Consider the following 17,524-nt stretch of genomic DNA (forward strand, 5'->3'; position numbering starts at 1 on the left):
CATGTCGACACAAGATCGCTCCAAGGTTATCGAGCTAAGCAATATCAGCAAGATCTACCGTTCGTATTCTTCGCCGCGACATCGCTTGCTCGAGCTGATGTCGGCAGGCAAGAGGCAATATTTTCGCGAAACCCGTGCGCTGGACGACGTTTCCTTCTCGCTTGAGAAAGGCGACCGATTTGGTGTGGTGGGGGAAAACGGCAGCGGCAAGAGTACGCTCCTGAAGATCCTGGCAGGCGTACTCAATCCGAGTACCGGTCTGGTTAATGTCTCCGGGCGCGTATCGGCGTTGCTGGAACTGGGAGCAGGGTTTAATCCGGAACTGTCGGGCCGTGAAAACATTGTCCAGTTCTGCATGCTGCATGGCATGCTGCAGGAGCAGGCGATTGCCGCTCAGCCGGAAATCATCAGGTTTAGTGAACTGGGCGATGCCGTCGATCATCCCGTCAAGACATACAGCAGCGGGATGGCGGTGCGGCTCGGGTTTGCGTGCGCAGTCTACGTGCAACCGGACATTCTGATCGTTGACGAGGCATTGAGCGTCGGCGATGCGTACTTTCAGAACAAGTGCCTGCACAAAATTCGCACGATGCTTGATGAAGGGACGACGTTCATTTATGTGACGCACGCGGCGGATTCGGTACGCGCACTTTGCAATCGAGGTCTCTGGCTCGAGAAAGGGCGCGTTCGCCTGCTCGGCAATTCGAAACAGGTCGGCGCTGCATACCAGAGCGAAGTGTTCAGCAGGATGGTGCGAGCTGGCATCGACGTTACCGAAGTCGATGACGACGAAGAAGTTCCGGCGGATACGCAAACCACGGCCGGCGAAACGGTGACCGCGCATACGCGTGTGCGCCCTGACAAGGCCCGTACCCGCGCATTTTCCTCGCGTGTCGAGCCGTTGCGTACCGGCACCGGCGAGATCCGGATTGACGATATCAGCGTGATCGATCCGGAGGGCAATGAGTGCGACACAGTCGACATCGAGAAGAAGATGCGGGTTCGCGTTTTCTTTCACGTCGTATCGCCGCCTCCCGAGCGTAGTTCGCTTGCGCTTGGCATCACCGATTCATCGGGGCGACAAATCCTGCATTTCAGTTCCGCCGTACAGGACGTGTTTCCGTCGGAGGCGACACCGCATATCCAGCATATGCTGGAATTCACCTTCGCGAATCCGCTGTGTCCTGGCGAATATGGACTGATCGCGGGGGTTGGGGTGACTACGGAGCATCCCGAAAATCGTGGGCAGAGTCTCGTCACGAACGTGATCGATTACTGCGTAGGTGGCGCACGGTTCGCAGTGCGATTCCCCGATGAAGTAGTGAAGCGGGATTTGTGGGGTGTTGTGCATGTGGACTACGATGTTTCGATGCATTCGCTCGATTGAGCGATCGCGTCGTTTTCAGTCGGATATGCACATGTTCCAGCGCCTTAGAACAAGAATCCGGGAACGACTGATTGAGGCCGTGACCGGTCGCGTGGTCTCGCGTCTTGCTGAATCGGAGGACTTCATGACCCAGGTTGCTCGACGCGTGGCGGCGGAGCGGTCGTCCAACACGCCGCAATCCGGGTCATGGGAGTCGGATTCTGCCGTCGAGCGGCTCATTGAGCGCATCACGCCGGGAATCGCGCAGCGGCTCGTCATGACACCGGTGCTGTTCGGCGGTGAATGGGACCGCGTGTCGCTCGGAGAGGGCGTGCAATTGGTGAACACGCTGATGAATGTGTCGTCGGGACACATCGTCATTGGCGATCAGACGTTCTTCGGTCACAACGTCAGCCTGATTACGGGCACGCATCCGTTGACCGAGCAGATGTCCGCCCGGCACGACTACCCGCGGGAAGGGCGCGATATCGTGATTGGACGGGGGGTTTGGATTGCATCCAACGCGATCGTCACGGGCCCCTGTACGATCGGCGACCACGCAGTGATCGCTGCAGGCGCAATCGTGACGTGCGATGAAGTCGAGGCGGGATGGCTGTACGGTGGCGTTCCCGCGCGCAAGATCCGGAAGTTGATTTGAGTGTACGCACGGAGCATCAGAGCGACCTCGATACTGCAGGGCTATCGCACTGTCGAGCGGAAGTCGAGGACGAAAGCTTCGTGAGCACCGCGCCTAGATCGCGGCAGAGAATCATTGAGCGTATTTTGAGAGTTGATTGAATATGAAGGCTGAAATTAGAAAGGTGGTGCGAGTCGTTGCGAACTGGCCGGTAGTGGGCCGACTCGTACGTATCGTGGTAGCCGCGATACGGCTCCCCGAGTTCCGCGCCGACGTCATGCACCGTCAGAGCGTATACGAACGAGATCAACTGCCGATGCTCTTGCGCACGTTGTCGGAGCTGAACGATCGTCAACGACTGATCGATAACGACCAGGACAATCTCGTGCGTTCGGTGCCCGTTGCGTTGCGACGGCTTCATGGGGACATCAAACAACTGAAGGTCGTGCTCGAAGAACGCAAGGCGTCGGAGCATGAGGCATTGGCGAAGCAGCGCGAACACACGGACGGCCGCCTGTCGGAAATCGAGGAGCTTGCACGTCGTTTGGATGAGCGTTTGGGCGGCATGGACGACTCTGTCCAGTATCTGCTTGGCCGCGTGGAATTCGTTCGCCGGGAACTGATGTTCGAAATGCGCTACGGCGCTTCGTCGCCGGGCGAAAAGGAAGACACGCTCAAGGCGAAAACAGAAATCATCGCGAAGGAGAAAGTAGCCGCGGCAGCCAGTAACGGTCAATTGCGGCTTAACCTGGGTTGCGGCCATATCGCGCTGGACGGCTATTTGAATGTCGACCGTCGAGCGTTGCCAGGTGTCGATATCGTCTCGGAGGTCGACGAACTGCCGTTCAAGAATGGCGAGTTGGCTGAAATTTTCTCTGCGCACTTGCTCGAGCACTTTCCCCAAGAGCAGATGGCTCGCGAGTTGTTGCCGTACTGGTTCAGTCTTCTGAAGCCTGGTGGCGAGTTCCACGCGGTCGTACCCGATGCACAGGCGATGATGAAGAACTACATCGACGGTGACTATCCATACGCGTATCTACGCGAGGTGACATTTGGTGGCCAGGATTACGACGGTGATTTTCACTTCAACATGTTCACTCCTGAATCGTTGTCGGCCGTTCTGAAAGAGGCGGGGTTTGTCGATATTTCGGTGATCGAGACCGGGCGACGCAACGGAAACTGCTACGAATTCGAGATCGTGGCGAAACGCGCGATGCTGGCCTAATGCAACGTCTGCGATGGAGCGCCGTCGTTGCTCGCCCTTCGTTCGGTCAGGCCCTCGATGGCCGTCACGAAAAGAAACGGAAAGCATTCGAGCCCTCGAATGTGCGAACCGCGTCGCTTTGTCGAGTATCACCATCAAACACAGTACCGAAAGATCGAGGTAACCCATGTTGAGCTTTTCGATTGTCATAAATACGCTCAATCGCGCCGCATTGCTGCAGAAGACGTTAGAGAGTTTTCGCTGGATTCGGTACGCCGGTGACTTCGAAGTCATCGTAGTCAATGGACCATCGACTGACGGGTCGGCGGAAGTGATTTCGTCCTGGTCGTCATTCATCCGCGCCGGGACTTGCCCGGTCGCGAATCTGTCGGTTTCTCGAAACGTCGGCATCTGCATGGCGGAAGGTGACGTGGTTGCTTTTATCGATGATGATGCGATTCCCGAGCCGGAATGGCTCACGCAACTAGCGGCAGCTTACGACTCGCCGGAAATCGGCGGTGCGGGCGGGCTCGTGTTCGATCAGACGGGTTACACGTTCCAGTATGAGTACAGTACTGCCAATCGCCTTGGAAATTCGAACTGGGCTGCGAAGAAGAGCGCCGAGCATTTGTGCTTTCCGGGGTCCTATGAATTTCCTTACCTTCAGGGGACAAACGCATCGTTTCGTCGGTCGGCCCTGATGGAGGTGGGCGGTTTCGACGAAGAGATCGAGTACTACCTCGATGAAACGGAGCTGTGCTGCCGATTGGTCGACGCCGGATACGTCATTCGCCAGTTGCCGAATGCGTACGTGCACCACAAATTTGCGCCGAGCCATGTTCGCGACGACCACAAAATCACGCGTTACCGGTATCCGGTGATCAAGAACAAGGTCTATTTCTCGCTCAAACACGCACGCAAATATCTGCCGCTGGACGAAATCTTCGACGACAACCGGAAGTTTTCGCAAGGACACGAAAACGATATTCGTTTCCATATAGACGGCGGCCGTCTCGACAAGTCGGAACTCGATAAATTCAAGGAAGAGAATGCTCGCGCCTGGGATACCGGCGTTGCTCATGGGTTGAGCGGCCACGCGGAACTGATCACCGCCGAAAAGAAGGCAAGTGTCGCCGGTGAATTCAAAAAATTTCAGACGTTCGGCGATTCGAGTCAGGCCGCAATCGTGCTGATCGCGCGCGATTATCCGCCGGCGCAAGCAGGTGGAATTGCCACGTTCAACAAGGATCTCGCCGAAGGGCTTGGCTCGGAAGGCCGAATCGTTCACGTGATCACACAGAGCCCCGATTTCAATCGCGTCGATTTCGAAAATGGGGCATGGATTCACCGTATCGTAACGAAAGAGATGGCGCGATCCAGCGAGGCCATCGAGCGGAATATTCCAGCCCACATCTGGAACTGGTCGGCAACGGCACTCGAGGAAGTGGAACGCATTGCCTCGCATCGCAAGATTGGTGTGGTCGAAGCGCCGATCTGGGACTGCGAGGGATGCGCATTCCTGTTCGACGGCCGTTGGCCGGTGGTGACGAGTTTGCATACCACGCTGCACTTCTGGATTCAGACGCATCCTGAGTACGCCGCTGATGCAGCATGGATGAAGTCGTTCGGCAAGCAGATGCTCGCGCTGGAGCAGGAAATGATGACGCGCGTGAATGCGGTTCGCGCCAATAGTCGCGCGATCGTGACCGAGATCGAGACAGCATACGGATTCAAATTCGATCAACGGAAAACGATTGTCGTGCCGCATGGCCTCGCGGCAAATGTGACCGTGTCGGAAGGGCGGCCCACGTCGAACTCCGACGATGTCACTCTGCTGTTTGTCGGCCGGCTTGAGCCGCGTAAAGGAATCGACGTGTTGTTGGAGGCGCTTCCTGAGGTATTCGCAGCAACACCCAACCTGAAGGTGCGCGTGATCGGTGATGACACACTGCCGGGCCCGACAGGACGTTCCTTCAAGGACGTTTTTATCGATTCGGAAGCTGGGCGCAAGTGGGGCGATCGTTTATCGTTCGAAGGCCGTGTGCCGGATGGCGTGGTCCGCGCAGCTTATGCGGAATGTGATGTCTTTGTCGCCCCGAGTCGATTCGAATCGTTTGGTCTCGTGTTCCTGGAGGCCATGCGAGAAGGAAAACCGGTTATCGGATGTGCCGCGGGCGGGATGCCGGAGGTGGTTTCGCACGATGTCACTGGATTGCTGGTGGCGCCGGGCGATGCGAAGTCACTGGCGCGAGCAATTCGGCGGCTTGTCGAATCGCCCGAACTGCGTGAGCGTATGGGGGCTGCCGGAAAACAGTTGTTCGCGGAGCGATTTACCGCAAAGCGCATGGCATCCGAGAGCTCCGCACTTTATTCGCTGGCGATCAACAACCATCTCAATTCGGTTGCGCAATGAAAGTCTCATACGTGAACGGAATTTGCGTGAAGAATGACGCGATTTCCAACAGCATCCGAGACGAAGTACGCGCGCTGCGCAAGAGCGGTGTCGATGACGTTCGCTTGTACGCGTACGCATGCGAGTATGACGACATTCCCTCCACGGTGGTATGTGATGTCAGGGATATTGCGTTCGATCCGCATTTTTTGGCGAGTGATCTCGTCATCTTTCACTTCGGCATCTACTACCCGCTGTTCGACCTGTTATCGATCGTTCCGGCGAACGCGCGACGTTTGGTTGTGTTTCACAACGTCACACCGCGAGAGTTCGTCAAGCCAGAAAGTCGTGCACTGATTGACAAGTCCTTTTCGCAGATGTCGAATATTGCGTGGGCAGATCATGTCATCTGCGTGAGTGATACGAATCTCGAGGTGCTCCGCAAGGCCGGTATCAGCACACCTGCCACGGTGTTGCCGCTTGCCATTCACTCGATGTCGCACCCCCCATCAAGAAAGCCGAGCGTCGTGGACAACATCGTGCGCGTCGCGTTCATCGGCAGGTTTGTGAAGTCGAAAGGACCACATGAGTTGCTGATGGCGCTTAGCAACGTGTTGGCATCGAGCCGGACATGCAGACTCAAGGTCGATATGGTCGGCAATCTGTTGTTTTCGGATCCCGAGCTTCTGGCGCAGATCGATGCCATTATTGCCGCGCTGGCGCGACAGTATGGCCGACGCATCGACGTCAAAATTCATGGCAACGCTTCGGAAGAGCAGAAGCACGAGATACTGCGGGATGCGGATCTGTTCGTCTTGCCGACCTATCACGAGGGATTCGGCGTACCGATTGTCGAGGCGATCTCCAACGGATGCTACGTTATCGCCTACGACAACTCGAACGTACCATCGGTAACGAATGGCTTCGGCCGACTGGTCGATACGGGCTGCATTGACAGTCTTTCCGCAGAGCTTGCTCAGGCCGCGGAGAAAGTCGTGTCGGCTGCATGGCGCGGGCAGGGTGACGAGAGTTATGAGACGTTTGTCAGACACGCGATCAAGTATGCGGAGCAGTTTTCTCCGAACACGGTGGCCCGGAATTTCGTCAATCTCGTAAGCAAGATCCAATAATCCAAGGCGGCCTGCTCGGGCGGGATATCGCTCGGGTAGTGATAATGGCCCTACTTTTAAGATAAATAGCAATGGCGAGTGCGAAGACAGCCTATTTTCCGTATATCGACGGCCTGCGTGCATTGGCGGTGTTGTCCGTCATGCTTTTCCATCTGAACGCACATTGGCTTCCCGGCGGTTTTTCGGGGGTCGATATCTTTTTCGTCATCTCCGGTTTCGTCGTCAGCTCTTCGGTCGCAAATCTCGGCTCGATCTCGATCGGGCGATTTCTGCTGCTGTTCTACGCACGACGGATGCGGCGAATTTTGCCTGCGCTGATCATCGTGCTGCTTGTGACGGGGCTCGTTTCCGCATTGTTCATCCCGTCGTCGTATCTGAGTGATAAGAGCCAAAAGACCGGACTCTATGCGTTTTTCGGCCTGAGCAATTTCATTTTGGGCTCGGTGGGCAACGATTACTTTTCTCCGACCGCCGAATTCAACCCCTACACGCATACTTGGTCGCTTGGCGTTGAGGAACAGTTCTATTTGGCCTTTCCGTTTTTGTTCTGGGCTTGGCTCGCCCGAAAGAACTGGCGCCATCTGTCAGTGATTCTGATTGCTGCCGGGTTCGGTGCATCCTTCGTTTGGGGGCACTGGCTCGGACAGGCAAACCAAACGCAAGCGTTCTACTTCATTTTTGGTCGATTTTGGGAGTTGGCCGCCGGCGTTTTGCTGTACCAATGTTTCGTGCTCTCTGGATTCGTCACGAATGAATCGACCCGAGCGCCCGCGACAGCGGGCATCAAGATCGGGGCATGGTTATCGTTGGCGATCGTGGTGGTCGGGCTCGTGATTTCGAAGTCGGATCATTATCCGTTCCCGGGCGCGATCATTCCCGTGATCGGCACTGTCGGCCTGCTGGGATTCTTATATCGCCGTGAGCACGCAGGTTTCATCTCGACGATCCTTGAAAGTGGTCCAGCTCGTTTTGTCGGGCGAATTTCCTATTCGCTCTACTTGTGGCACTGGCCAATTTACGTGGTGCTGCGTTGGACGACGGGGCTTGAGTCGCCGGTTGCAATCGTTTGTGCCGTCGTGATGACGTTCGCGTTGGCGATGGCGTCGTACCGTTTCATTGAGGAACCATTCCGCCACGGCTTGTCGACAACCCGGATTCCGCGGCTCGTCATCGTTGGATGCGGGCTTTGCTTGATGATTGGCGGCGCGGGGCTGTCGTCGATGATGGCTGAAGCTCAACCCAAATTTTCACTGAGCACCGTGACGAGACACGGAGACGATTGGTATCCGTACGGAACCGATACGAATCCTGCTTTCCCCGGTTGTCATACCGACGTCGCGCCTCAGGACGTGCAAGGCGGGCAGCTCTGGGTCTATTCGCGCAAGAGTTGCGATCTGCCGGTGAAGAGTTCGCATCGGATTTTCGTGATTGGCGATTCTCATGCGATGGCCTATTCGGGCATGTTCAAGCAGTTCGTCGTGCAAACAGGTGTCACGGTCTATGCTTACAACAATGCCGGTTGTCCATTTCTTAGTTTGCAGCCGTGGCGCGAGGAAGGTAACCCGGTTTGTCATCAGTACGGCGATTCGGCGTTGAAGGATATGCTGACGAAGCTACAGCCTGGTGACGTGGTTTTCTTGCCCTCATTACGTTTGCCCCGAATGATCGATCAATGGGCTTACTTTGGCGACGAGACTGCGCGGAATCAGTTGTTTGGTGACGAGGCAGTCAAAGGCCGGACTCGATCAGTTGAAGAGGCCATCCCGATATTGCTGGATATAGAGAAGCATGGTGCCAAAGTCGTACTGGAAGCGCCGAAGCCGATTTTCCGCATGGTTCCATATCGTTGCTCGGACTGGTTCAATCGGCACAATCCGATTTGCGAGCGCGGGCCGTTGATGAATCGCAGTGAAATCGACGAGATGCGAGCGCCGATTCTGCAGTCATATGCGCAGATGGAAGCAAAAGTGCCGAATGTATATACTTGGGATCCGTTGCCAGGGCTATGTTCGGATAAAACGTGCTCAGCATATGACGGCAAACGACCGCTGTTCTTCGATGGTGATCACATTAGCGGATATGGCAATTTGCGCGTACTGCCTGGCTTCGAATCGCTTATGTTGAAGTTGCTGTAATAAAATCGAGGCAGCGAATTTGGGCCACGCGTCGCGCGTATCGGAGGTGCTGGCAATACGCGCGACGTGGCGGTAAAGGGTGATCGACGGAAATTATGGCCACTGTTTCTGAGCGCGGAGCTCGCATTTCTCGCCTTGCTGAGATCAACGGACTGCGCGGAATTGCCATTCTTGCAGTCGTCTGGCATCACTTGAGTTTTGTTCTTGTTCCGACGCCACCGCGCCTTTGGGGCATGCCTACCGAGCCGATATTGTGGAGTGGTTGGATAGGCGTGAACCTGTTCTTCATCCTTTCGGGTTTCGTGCTCTATTTGCCGTATGCGGCGGGCAAACGAAGCTTCGCCGGGTGCGAAGAGGTCGTTCAGTTCTACAGGCATCGCTTTCTTCGTCTGATGCCCCTTTATTTTTTTGTCGTGGTGGCGACGTTCGCTCTGAGCGGACAAGGCGTTAATGCAAATGAACGGACAATCCGCGAGATCGTCCGCTGCCTGACTTTTACATTCCCGTTTTTTCCGACTACGTACTCGCCGTCTTCCAATTGGGCGCTCTGGTCCGTAGGAACGGAAGTACTCTTCAGCCTGATATTTCCGCTCTTGGTTACGCTTGCGGAGCGGATCGGTTTGACACGGCTGCTTGGCTTCACAATTGTCTTTTCGTTGTGTGTCCGGCTACTCCGGAGAATTTACTATCCGGTGTTTTTCGGACCAGATTGGGTCATCGACGCGCTTCTCATCGGCCGACTCGATGAGTTCGTTATTGGCATGTGGCTTGCGCGTTCTTATGTGGCCGGACAATGGCCGCACGGTCGCCGCGTTCTGCCTCTTGTGGCGACGGCGCTGCTCGTCGTGGCCTCTTGCGGTTTTGCCGGGTGTCTCGACAAACAGATTCGGGCCGAATGGACTGCCGTCCTGAACAACGTGCTCGATATTGCGTTGGTGTTGTTTGTGGTCGCTGCCCTTAGCAACGGGTCTCTGTTTGGAAGGTTATTGCGTTTTCGCGTGCTGCAGGTATTCGGCATGGGGTGCTACAGCGTATATCTCTGGCATCTGCCGGTATTGCGCGCGTTGCAGATCGATCTCGGCGGAGCAGGAGTCATACGGATCGCCTGCTTCATTGGGGCGACGGTATTTCTTTCCGCGATGACGTATCGTTTCGTGGAGTTCAGGAATGTCAATTCGTGGCGACAGCTCTTTCTTGCTGAGCCGCGCAAAGATCAAATGCGCTCATTGATCAAGGGCGCGGGAGGGTGAACGCACTATTGCGCCGGTCACAGCGTACCCGCGTACCGGTGGATATCTCGCTTATTGAGGATCGTCGATTCTCCAGCGCTGGTTGCCGAAGAAATCGACCCAGCGCTCTAGGCCTGCACCGAGCCTTGCACGGTTATCACGCCGTCCGATGCCGAGAAAATCTTCCGTAAAGCGTTCACGAATGTCTCGATAAACGTCGCTCATTCGGTCGGATATCTTGTCCAGACCACCGCTGCTGCTCAAATGTGTACTGGTGATTTCGTGCGTAGGAACGTTCAGATGATCTGCCATCGCCGTAAAGAACTTGGACGGCGAAGCTGTCAGCGATTCATATGTCATGCGCAACGGTTTGATACCGGTCTTGTCGAAATAGGCGTCCCAGTTAGCTTCATGTGACAAAAGCATCATCAGCTTCGTCAGAATTGCGAAGAAGTCGTATCGAATCTCCGGGGGAGACGTGCCTGAATCATCGCCTGCCGGCATGTGCCATACACCGGTTTCGTCTGCAATGTAGAGAGATACAGCTTGCTTGATCGAATTTTCTCGCCGGATATAAACCCATCGGTGATTGGGCAAGATGTCGTCCAGCGTTACGTAGCCGTTAACGCTGCTTGCCAACCAGTCATCAAGGTGTGCACGATGATCGTGCATGATCTTTGAACCAAAAACACCATTGGCGCTTCGATCAAGTACCAGCGCTTCAAAATTTTCTTCGAATCGCTCCGTGGGCGTTACCCCAAATGGCGACTGCTCGGAGTAGGGATACTGGAAGTACTCGGTGGGACGCCCAAGGCCCGCTCCGGTCAGCGCATTGGATAAGACGGTGCTGCCACAGCGAGGGGTAAATGCAATCGTAAAGGTCCTCTTTATGCCGGCTTCTTGCAGTCGGCTCAGGAGCGTTGTTTTATCAATGCGCTGCGACATCGTTTGCTTGCAAGGGTAATGATTGTCATGAGTCGACTCGGCCTCACGGGTGCCCCCGGCGTCGCCTGCCGCACCCCTTTACCGAGACAATTGATGGTAAAGATCGACGTAGCGGTCAATCATCTGTCCGGAAGTCAAATTTTGCTCGAATCGCTCACGCGCGTGTTTACCAAGTGTTGCAGCCAGCTCTGAATCGCTCCACAGCCTCGTCATCGCAACGCGTAGGGCGGCGGGATCGTTTGGGGGAACAACGAGTCCCGTTCTGTCCGCGATATTCACGTACGAGGTACCCGTACCAATCTCGGCGGAAATCAACGCTTTGCCGAACATGGCCCCTTCGACCAGCGAAATGCCGAATGCCTCGGCGCGGAGATGCGACGGAAACGTGAGGCCGTGGCACGTGCTGAGAAGGGCAACCTTGTCTTCGTCGGACACGGCACCGACGAATATCGCACGATCACCTAGCCCGAGGCGTGCGGCCTGCGCCTTGAGTTCGCTCTCGACCGGCCCGGCGCCGACGATTACCACCTTCATCGACGTGTCGACGAGCGCATCCAACAGGATGTGCAGGCCTTTGTAGTAGCGCAAATTGCCGACGAACAGAAAAAATTTCGAACCTACCTGGTTGTGCCAATACGCCACTCGCTTTGGGTCGACTGCAGGGTAGCGAGTTTCATCGAGACCAATCGGAATAACATCAACCTTGTCCTTGAATTGACGCAATACGGGACTTGTCTCAAGGTAGTTGGGTGATGTCGTGACGATTCGATCGACGTCGCGTAGAAAGAGGCGCTGCAGGGGTTTGTAAGCCTGAAGCAGGACCTTCTGCCGCGTGATGTCGGCATGGTATGTGACGACCGACGGTTTCCGACAACGCGTTGCGAAATGGACGACATCCATGAAAGGCCACGGGAAGTGGTAATGGATGACATCGGCCTGTCGGGCCAGTTCGGCAAAGCGCCGGAACGCCGCAACCGAGAATGGAGAAGACGCAATTTGGATGTTCACCTTGGCTCGATGGTGAACATGGTCACCAAAGTCCACAGAAGTCGTGTCCGTGCTTACGGTCAGGACTTCACTGGTGATTCCGTGCTTGCTGGCGCCTGAGCATACCTGGCCGATCAGTTCTTCTACCCCTCCCATCGAGTCCGGGCGGTAGGTTTTGTAGAAATGTAAAACGTGCATATCGCTTCAGGTCACCAAAGAAGCGCAAACGGCAGGGGGCGATATCGTATCGCCCCCTTGAGTATCGCGCCGCTTGGTGTCAGGTTGCAGGCGCCCGCCCGTAGACGTCCTCGAAGCGGACGATATCGTCTTCCCCGAGATATTCGCCGCACTGTACTTCGATGAGTACGAGGTCGACGACACCCGGATTAAGCAGACGATGTTTGTGCCCAGCAGGAATATATGTCGACTCGTTCGGTTGTAGCGAAATGATGCGTTCACCATTGACGACGTCTGCACATCCGCGCACGACAATCCAATGTTCACTTCGATGGTGGTGCATCTGCAACGACAACGACGCGCCGGGCTTGACGACGATGCGCTTCATCTTGAAGCGATCGCCCTCTTCGAGCACCGTATACGTGCCCCACGGACGATGAACCGTGCGATGGATCCGATAGGCGTCGTGGTTCGATTGCTTCAACTGCGAGACAATTTGCTTGACGTCCTGCGCGCGGTCGCGCCGGGCGATCAACAGCGCGTCCGGGGTGTCCACGACCACCAGGTCCTCTACGCCCACGGCACCGATCATCCGGTCTTCGGAACGGAAATAGCAATTCGATGTGTCGTGCAGAAGGGCGGCGCCCTCAATCCGGTTTCCCTGGTCGTCGGGCTGGATCAGATCACTGATAGCGAGCCAGGAGCCGATGTCGCTCCACCCGATGTCGCAGGGTACGACTGCCGCCTTGTTCGTGCGCTCCATCACGGCGTAGTCGATCGAGATGTCTTTTGCCATTTCGAATGCTGCACGCGTTAGTTCCACGACGTAATCCTCGCCGGCCGAGGTCCAGCTTCCGTCAGGAATGGCTTGCTTGACCGGCTCGGCAACGTCGGTCGCCAGCGTTTCCATTTCGTCGAGCATCGTCTGGGCAGCGAAACAGAAAATACCGGCATTCCACGCATGCTGACCGTCAGTCGCGAGCTTTGCAGCCACTTCGGCGTTCGGTTTCTCGACGAAGCTGACGATGTCGCAAGCGCCACTTTCTTCATGCGTGCCGCCTTCGTACTGGATATAGCCGAAGCCGGTTTCAGCGCGGGTCGGCTTCACGCCGAACGCCACCACCTTGCCGGCGTTGGCTGCGTCCGATGCCTTCAAGACCGCCGCATTGAATGCTGCGAGATCGTTGATCAAATGGTCCGCTGGCATGACGAGCATGACCGCTTCCGGACCATGGCGCTCACGCACGACCAGTGCAGCGGCTTCGATCGCTGCCGCGGTATTGCGCGATGCCGGTTCGAGTACGAACCCCATCTTGACGCCGTCTTGGCGAATTTCAGTGCATTCGTCCTTGGTCAGGAAATATGTTTCGCGATTCGTGACGAACACGATTTCCTCGATGCCAGGAATGCCGCACGCGCGAAGATAAGTCTTTTGCAGGAGTGATTGACCGTCCGCCAGCTTGAGCAGAGGTTTCGGAAACGCTTCACGCGAGACCGGCCAAAGGCGGGTGCCCGCGCCACCGCAGATAATGATGGGAACAATGCTCATGTGAACTTAAGCGGCAGGAATCTATGGTGCAATAAGTGATTCTAGCCGAGATTCGTGCGGTCCCCGCCTCATCCAACGCAATAGGTTACAAATTTTTATGGCTCGCCGCCAGGGGTGGCGCTTGGACCAGCGCCACAGGGCTATGCCGGATTACTTCGGCGGCTTCAGTGTTGGCGCAGAACCAGGATGCACGGGCTCGCACGATCTTGGCGACATAAGAGTGCCACTTCGAGCCTGAACCCGCGCCGCGCGTACGTGCGCGGGTCCACAGCTCCAGAAATGGGGGCGTGGCGCAGTACGCGGCAGTGGGGCACGCAAGCGGACTGTCGCGCGGGCGCTTCACGGCAGGCGAGTGTTAAGCTATTGCCCCCTGTCCGTGGCTGACATGACATCCGTATTCCGCGTGTTCCAGTTCCTACCGGCTGAATCCGTTGCGGGGTGCGGCGCGACGAGGGTCTCGCGATCGAAGCAAACGCGTGGTCGATGTCCAAGTGCCGCCCCGGAAAGAATCCAACAGTCTTACCAATCAGTCGTTAGTGGACCGCATGAAGCTCGTTTTTGATCTCAATTCGCTGCGGCCTCCGAGGAGCGGCGTCGGCTACTACACCCAGCATTTGCTGGAAGGACTGCGAACTCAACGGGATATCGAAGCTTTGGCAGGATGGGTCGGCCAGGCAGTCTACGAAGGCGCTAGCCTCGGCGAATTGATGTGCGACAACGCCGCACTGAGAAGGGCAGCTCGGGTTACCCGCGGGCCGCTAGCGTCTGCAGTTCGTGCGGCTCGGAATGTTCCAGGGGCCTATGAGGCGCGCACATTGCTCAGAGGATTGGCTTCGGCGCGGCCGCGCAATGATTTTGCCGCTCGCGGCTATATTTACCACGAAACGAATTTCATCGCGTCCCCGTATCGCGGGCCGACGATCGTTACGATTCACGATCTATCGCATCGCCGCCACCCGGAATTTCATCCGAAAGTCGCCATTAAATACCTGAACGACGGACTACCCCGGACTCTGGAGCAGGCGCGGGCCGTGATTGCGGTGAGCCACTACACGAAGCAGGCTATTCACGAGATCTACGGTTTGCCGGATGACAAGGTGTTCGCGATCCATCTTGGCGTGGAGTCCTGTTTTAGGCCTCAGGCCCAAGACGAATGCGAGCCGATGCTATCGCGTTTCGGATTGCGCTACGGGGGCTTCGTGCTGTCGGTATGCACGCTTCAGCCCCGGAAAAACCTACGCCGCCTAGTGGAGGCGTTCTCTCGCCTGCCGATTGCAGTCCGCCAGGCGTTTCCCCTCGTTTTGATCGGCGCTGACGGTTGGATGAATTCGGCTCTGATGCGGGAAATCGAACCGCTGGCAAAGGCCGGTCAATTGATCGCGCCCGGATATGTGTCTCGTAACGAGCTAGTGCAGTTGTTCGCATCGGCGGCGGTATTTGCGTACCCCTCGCTTTACGAAGGATTTGGTCTGCCGGTCGCGGAGGCGATGGCGAGCGGCGTGCCGGTGCTGACCTCAAACGTCACTTCGTTGCCCGAGGTGGCCGGAGGGGCGGCATGGGAGGTCGATCCGTATGCGGTCGACGCCATCTCGGATGGTCTTGAACGCATGCTGAACGATGAGTCGCTGCGTGGCGAACTGGTTGCGAAGGGCTTGCGTCGGGCCGCCGAGTTTACGTGGTCCGCAACGGTCGAGAAAACTTGCGACGTGTACCGTTCGGTGGCGGCGTGAATACTGCAATGGCGCGACATGCAGTCGCGCCGTTCATTGAAAGGTACGCATGATGCGAATTGCGATTAGCGGTGCAAACGGATTCGTGGGCCGCGTTGTCAGTTTACGTGCACACGTACAAGGCAATCACGTGATTGGACTGGTGCGCCGGCCCGGCGTATGCGAATCCTACATTCATGAATGTGTGGTTGGTGACGACAACTTCGCCGGTGTTGCGAACGGCTTCCCCAAACTCGGCCCTTGCGATGTTGTTATTCATCTGGCGGCTCGCGTCCATGTCATGCGGGATCGGGTGGCGGACCCGCTTGCCGCCTTCCGGGCGGTAAATGCCGAAGGTTCCTTGAACGTCGCAAGGGCAGCGTTGCGAGCTGGTGCTCGTCGCTTGGTATTGGTAAGTAGTATCAAGGCGCTGGGGGAAGGGGAGCCGGGACGGCCATGGCGCGAGGACGACGAGCCAATGCCGACGGATCCGTACGGCAGGTCCAAACTCGAGTCCGAACTGGCGATCCGGAAGTTCGGGCAAACGGAGGGTCTTGAAGTGGTCATTGTAAGACCGCCCCTCGTCTACGGCCCGGGCGTTGGCGCCAATTTCCTGGGGCTGATGAAAGCCGTCGACATGGGGATTCCGCTTCCGCTGGGGAGCGTCACTGCTCGCCGCAGTCTCGTGTATATCGAAAATCTGGCCGACAGCCTGCTGCGGTGCGCAAGTGATCCACGCGCTGCGGGTGAGTGCTTTCACGTCGCCGATGACGACGCCCTTTCAATCGTGGAGCTATTGCGCTCGGTCGGCGCGGGGCTCGGCAGGCCGGCGAGGTTATTTCCAGTGCCGGTTGCGGTGTTGCAGGTACTTGGCACACTGACTGGTCGACGTGCTGCAGTCGACCGTCTAACGGGAAGCTTGCGGCTCGATACCACCCACGTGAAACGTCTGTTGGACTGGAAACCTCCATTTACGGTACAGCAAGGACTCGAAGCTACCGCCACATGGTATCGTTCGCGCGATACCCGAAAATAAACACATGCTTCTCGCAACTCCGTCCTGGATCACTGCAGCTGTGGTGGCGTTGGCCGCTGTACTTGCGTCGTCGGCCATCCTGCGCGTGCTGCTCGCGACCGGACTTGCGTGGCGCCTTGCCACCGACATTCCGAACGACCGTTCGCTCCATACACTGCCGACGCCGCGCGTCGGCGGATGGGGCATCGTGCCCGTCTGCGTCGTCGCGCTGCTGGCGCTGGCGCCGCACTTGTGGCTGGTTGCCATCGCCGTTGCCGGGCTCGCCGCAATTTCCCAGATTGATGACAGGCGTGGGCTGCCCGCCCGCGTACGGTTCTCGGCTCATCTCGCGGCGGTGGTCGCGCTGATCGTCATGTTTCCGGCCGCCGCACCGTGGTGGCTGCTGGTCGGCATCGGTTTCGTGATGGTCTGGCTGACGAATCTATATAACTTCATGGACGGCGCCGACGGCCTCGCGGGCGGCATGGCGCTATTCGGCTTTGGCGCATACGCGATCGCGGCACTCACTGGCCCGACACCCTCGCCGGACCTGATTGTGGCCGGCTCGGCTGTCGCCGGCGCCGCGTTCGGCTTCCTGCTACTGAATTTCCATCCGGCCCGGCTGTTTCTCGGCGATGCCGGTTCGATTCCGCTTGGATTTCTGGCCGGAGCGCTCGGCTATTGGGGCTGGCGAGCCGACATCTGGCCGATCTGGTTCCCTGCGCTAGTGTTCGCGCCCTTTATTGCCGATGCATCTGTAACACTTTTGAGACGTCTGTTACGTGGCGAACAGTTCTGGCAGGCGCACCGGGAGCACTATTATCAGAGAATGGTCCGGGCCGGTGTAGGTCACCGACGGACCGCTCTTTATTGGTACCTCATCATGCTCGCAGGCATAATCGTCGCCGTGTGGGCAAGGGGCCGCCCCGAGCTGCAGCAGTGGCTGTCGTTCTTCGCCTGGTACGGCGTCCTGGCATGTATTGGATTGGTAATCGACATGCGTTGGCGCCGGTTTCAGTCGGACGCCGAAAACAACTCTTGAGGTTTCC

General features: G+C 57.1%; 13 protein-coding genes. 10 read left to right on the top strand and 3 right to left on the bottom strand.

What is annotated here, in order from left to right; genetic code table 11:
- Position 1: 1 nt before the first annotated feature.
- The 7 genes from CFB46_RS08185 to CFB46_RS08215 all read left to right on the top strand — a co-directional run bounded on the left by CFB46_RS08185 (position 2) and on the right by CFB46_RS08215 (position 10,114).
- On the top strand, positions 2 to 1,387 hold the full coding sequence (locus CFB46_RS08185; RefSeq protein WP_089499718.1) for an ABC transporter ATP-binding protein: 1,386 nt from the start codon (positions 2 to 4) through the stop codon (positions 1,385 to 1,387).
- Positions 1,388 to 1,418: 31 nt separating this feature from the next.
- Positions 1,419 to 2,024 (top strand): acyltransferase, encoded by a 606-nt coding sequence (locus tag CFB46_RS36350; protein WP_179235051.1) that lies wholly within the window; start codon positions 1,419 to 1,421, stop codon positions 2,022 to 2,024.
- A 136-nt stretch (positions 2,025 to 2,160) separates the two neighbouring features.
- The gene (locus CFB46_RS08195) at positions 2,161 to 3,228 is read left to right on the top strand and encodes a class I SAM-dependent methyltransferase (RefSeq protein WP_143751597.1); all 1,068 of its coding nucleotides are present in this window, start codon (positions 2,161 to 2,163) and stop codon (positions 3,226 to 3,228) included.
- 166 nt (positions 3,229 to 3,394) lie between these two features.
- On the top strand, positions 3,395 to 5,620 hold the full coding sequence (locus CFB46_RS08200; protein ID WP_089499721.1) for a glycosyltransferase: 2,226 nt from the start codon (positions 3,395 to 3,397) through the stop codon (positions 5,618 to 5,620).
- A gap of 26 nt (positions 5,621 to 5,646) precedes the next feature.
- Entirely contained in the window at positions 5,647 to 6,729 is a 1,083-nt protein-coding gene (locus CFB46_RS08205) for a glycosyltransferase family 4 protein (RefSeq protein WP_179235052.1), read from the top strand.
- Between the two features lie 71 nt (positions 6,730 to 6,800).
- On the top strand, positions 6,801 to 8,864 hold the full coding sequence (locus CFB46_RS08210) for an acyltransferase family protein (protein WP_089499723.1): 2,064 nt from the start codon (positions 6,801 to 6,803) through the stop codon (positions 8,862 to 8,864).
- 95 nt (positions 8,865 to 8,959) lie between these two features.
- Entirely contained in the window at positions 8,960 to 10,114 is a 1,155-nt protein-coding gene (locus CFB46_RS08215; RefSeq protein WP_089499724.1) for an acyltransferase family protein, read from the top strand.
- 51 nt (positions 10,115 to 10,165) lie between these two features.
- Here the strand turns inward: CFB46_RS08215 and CFB46_RS08220 are convergent, their stop codons facing one another.
- From CFB46_RS08220 to CFB46_RS08230, 3 genes are all read right to left on the bottom strand, one after another.
- Positions 10,166 to 11,038, bottom strand: coding sequence for a Stf0 family sulfotransferase (locus CFB46_RS08220; RefSeq protein WP_089499725.1), 873 nt, complete (start codon positions 11,036 to 11,038; stop codon positions 10,166 to 10,168).
- Positions 11,039 to 11,116: 78 nt separating this feature from the next.
- Positions 11,117 to 12,223, bottom strand: coding sequence for a glycosyltransferase family 4 protein (locus CFB46_RS08225; RefSeq protein WP_089499726.1), 1,107 nt, complete (start codon positions 12,221 to 12,223; stop codon positions 11,117 to 11,119).
- A gap of 79 nt (positions 12,224 to 12,302) precedes the next feature.
- Positions 12,303 to 13,751 (bottom strand): mannose-1-phosphate guanylyltransferase/mannose-6-phosphate isomerase, encoded by a 1,449-nt coding sequence (locus tag CFB46_RS08230; RefSeq protein WP_089499727.1) that lies wholly within the window; start codon positions 13,749 to 13,751, stop codon positions 12,303 to 12,305.
- A gap of 545 nt (positions 13,752 to 14,296) precedes the next feature.
- Here CFB46_RS08230 and CFB46_RS08235 point away from each other — a divergent pair.
- The 3 genes from CFB46_RS08235 to CFB46_RS08245 are packed head-to-tail and all read left to right on the top strand — an operon-like array spanning position 14,297 to position 17,517.
- Entirely contained in the window at positions 14,297 to 15,481 is a 1,185-nt protein-coding gene (locus CFB46_RS08235; protein ID WP_089499728.1) for a glycosyltransferase family 4 protein, read from the top strand.
- Between the two features lie 49 nt (positions 15,482 to 15,530).
- Positions 15,531 to 16,496 (top strand): NAD-dependent epimerase/dehydratase family protein, encoded by a 966-nt coding sequence (locus tag CFB46_RS08240; RefSeq protein WP_089499729.1) that lies wholly within the window; start codon positions 15,531 to 15,533, stop codon positions 16,494 to 16,496.
- A gap of 4 nt (positions 16,497 to 16,500) precedes the next feature.
- On the top strand, positions 16,501 to 17,517 hold the full coding sequence (locus tag CFB46_RS08245) for an MraY family glycosyltransferase (RefSeq protein WP_089499730.1): 1,017 nt from the start codon (positions 16,501 to 16,503) through the stop codon (positions 17,515 to 17,517).
- The last annotated feature ends 7 nt before the right edge of the window (positions 17,518 to 17,524 follow it).

Source organism: Burkholderia sp. HI2761, from assembly GCF_002223355.1.
In the GTDB taxonomy this organism is placed as follows: Bacteria; Pseudomonadota; Gammaproteobacteria; order Burkholderiales; family Burkholderiaceae; genus Burkholderia.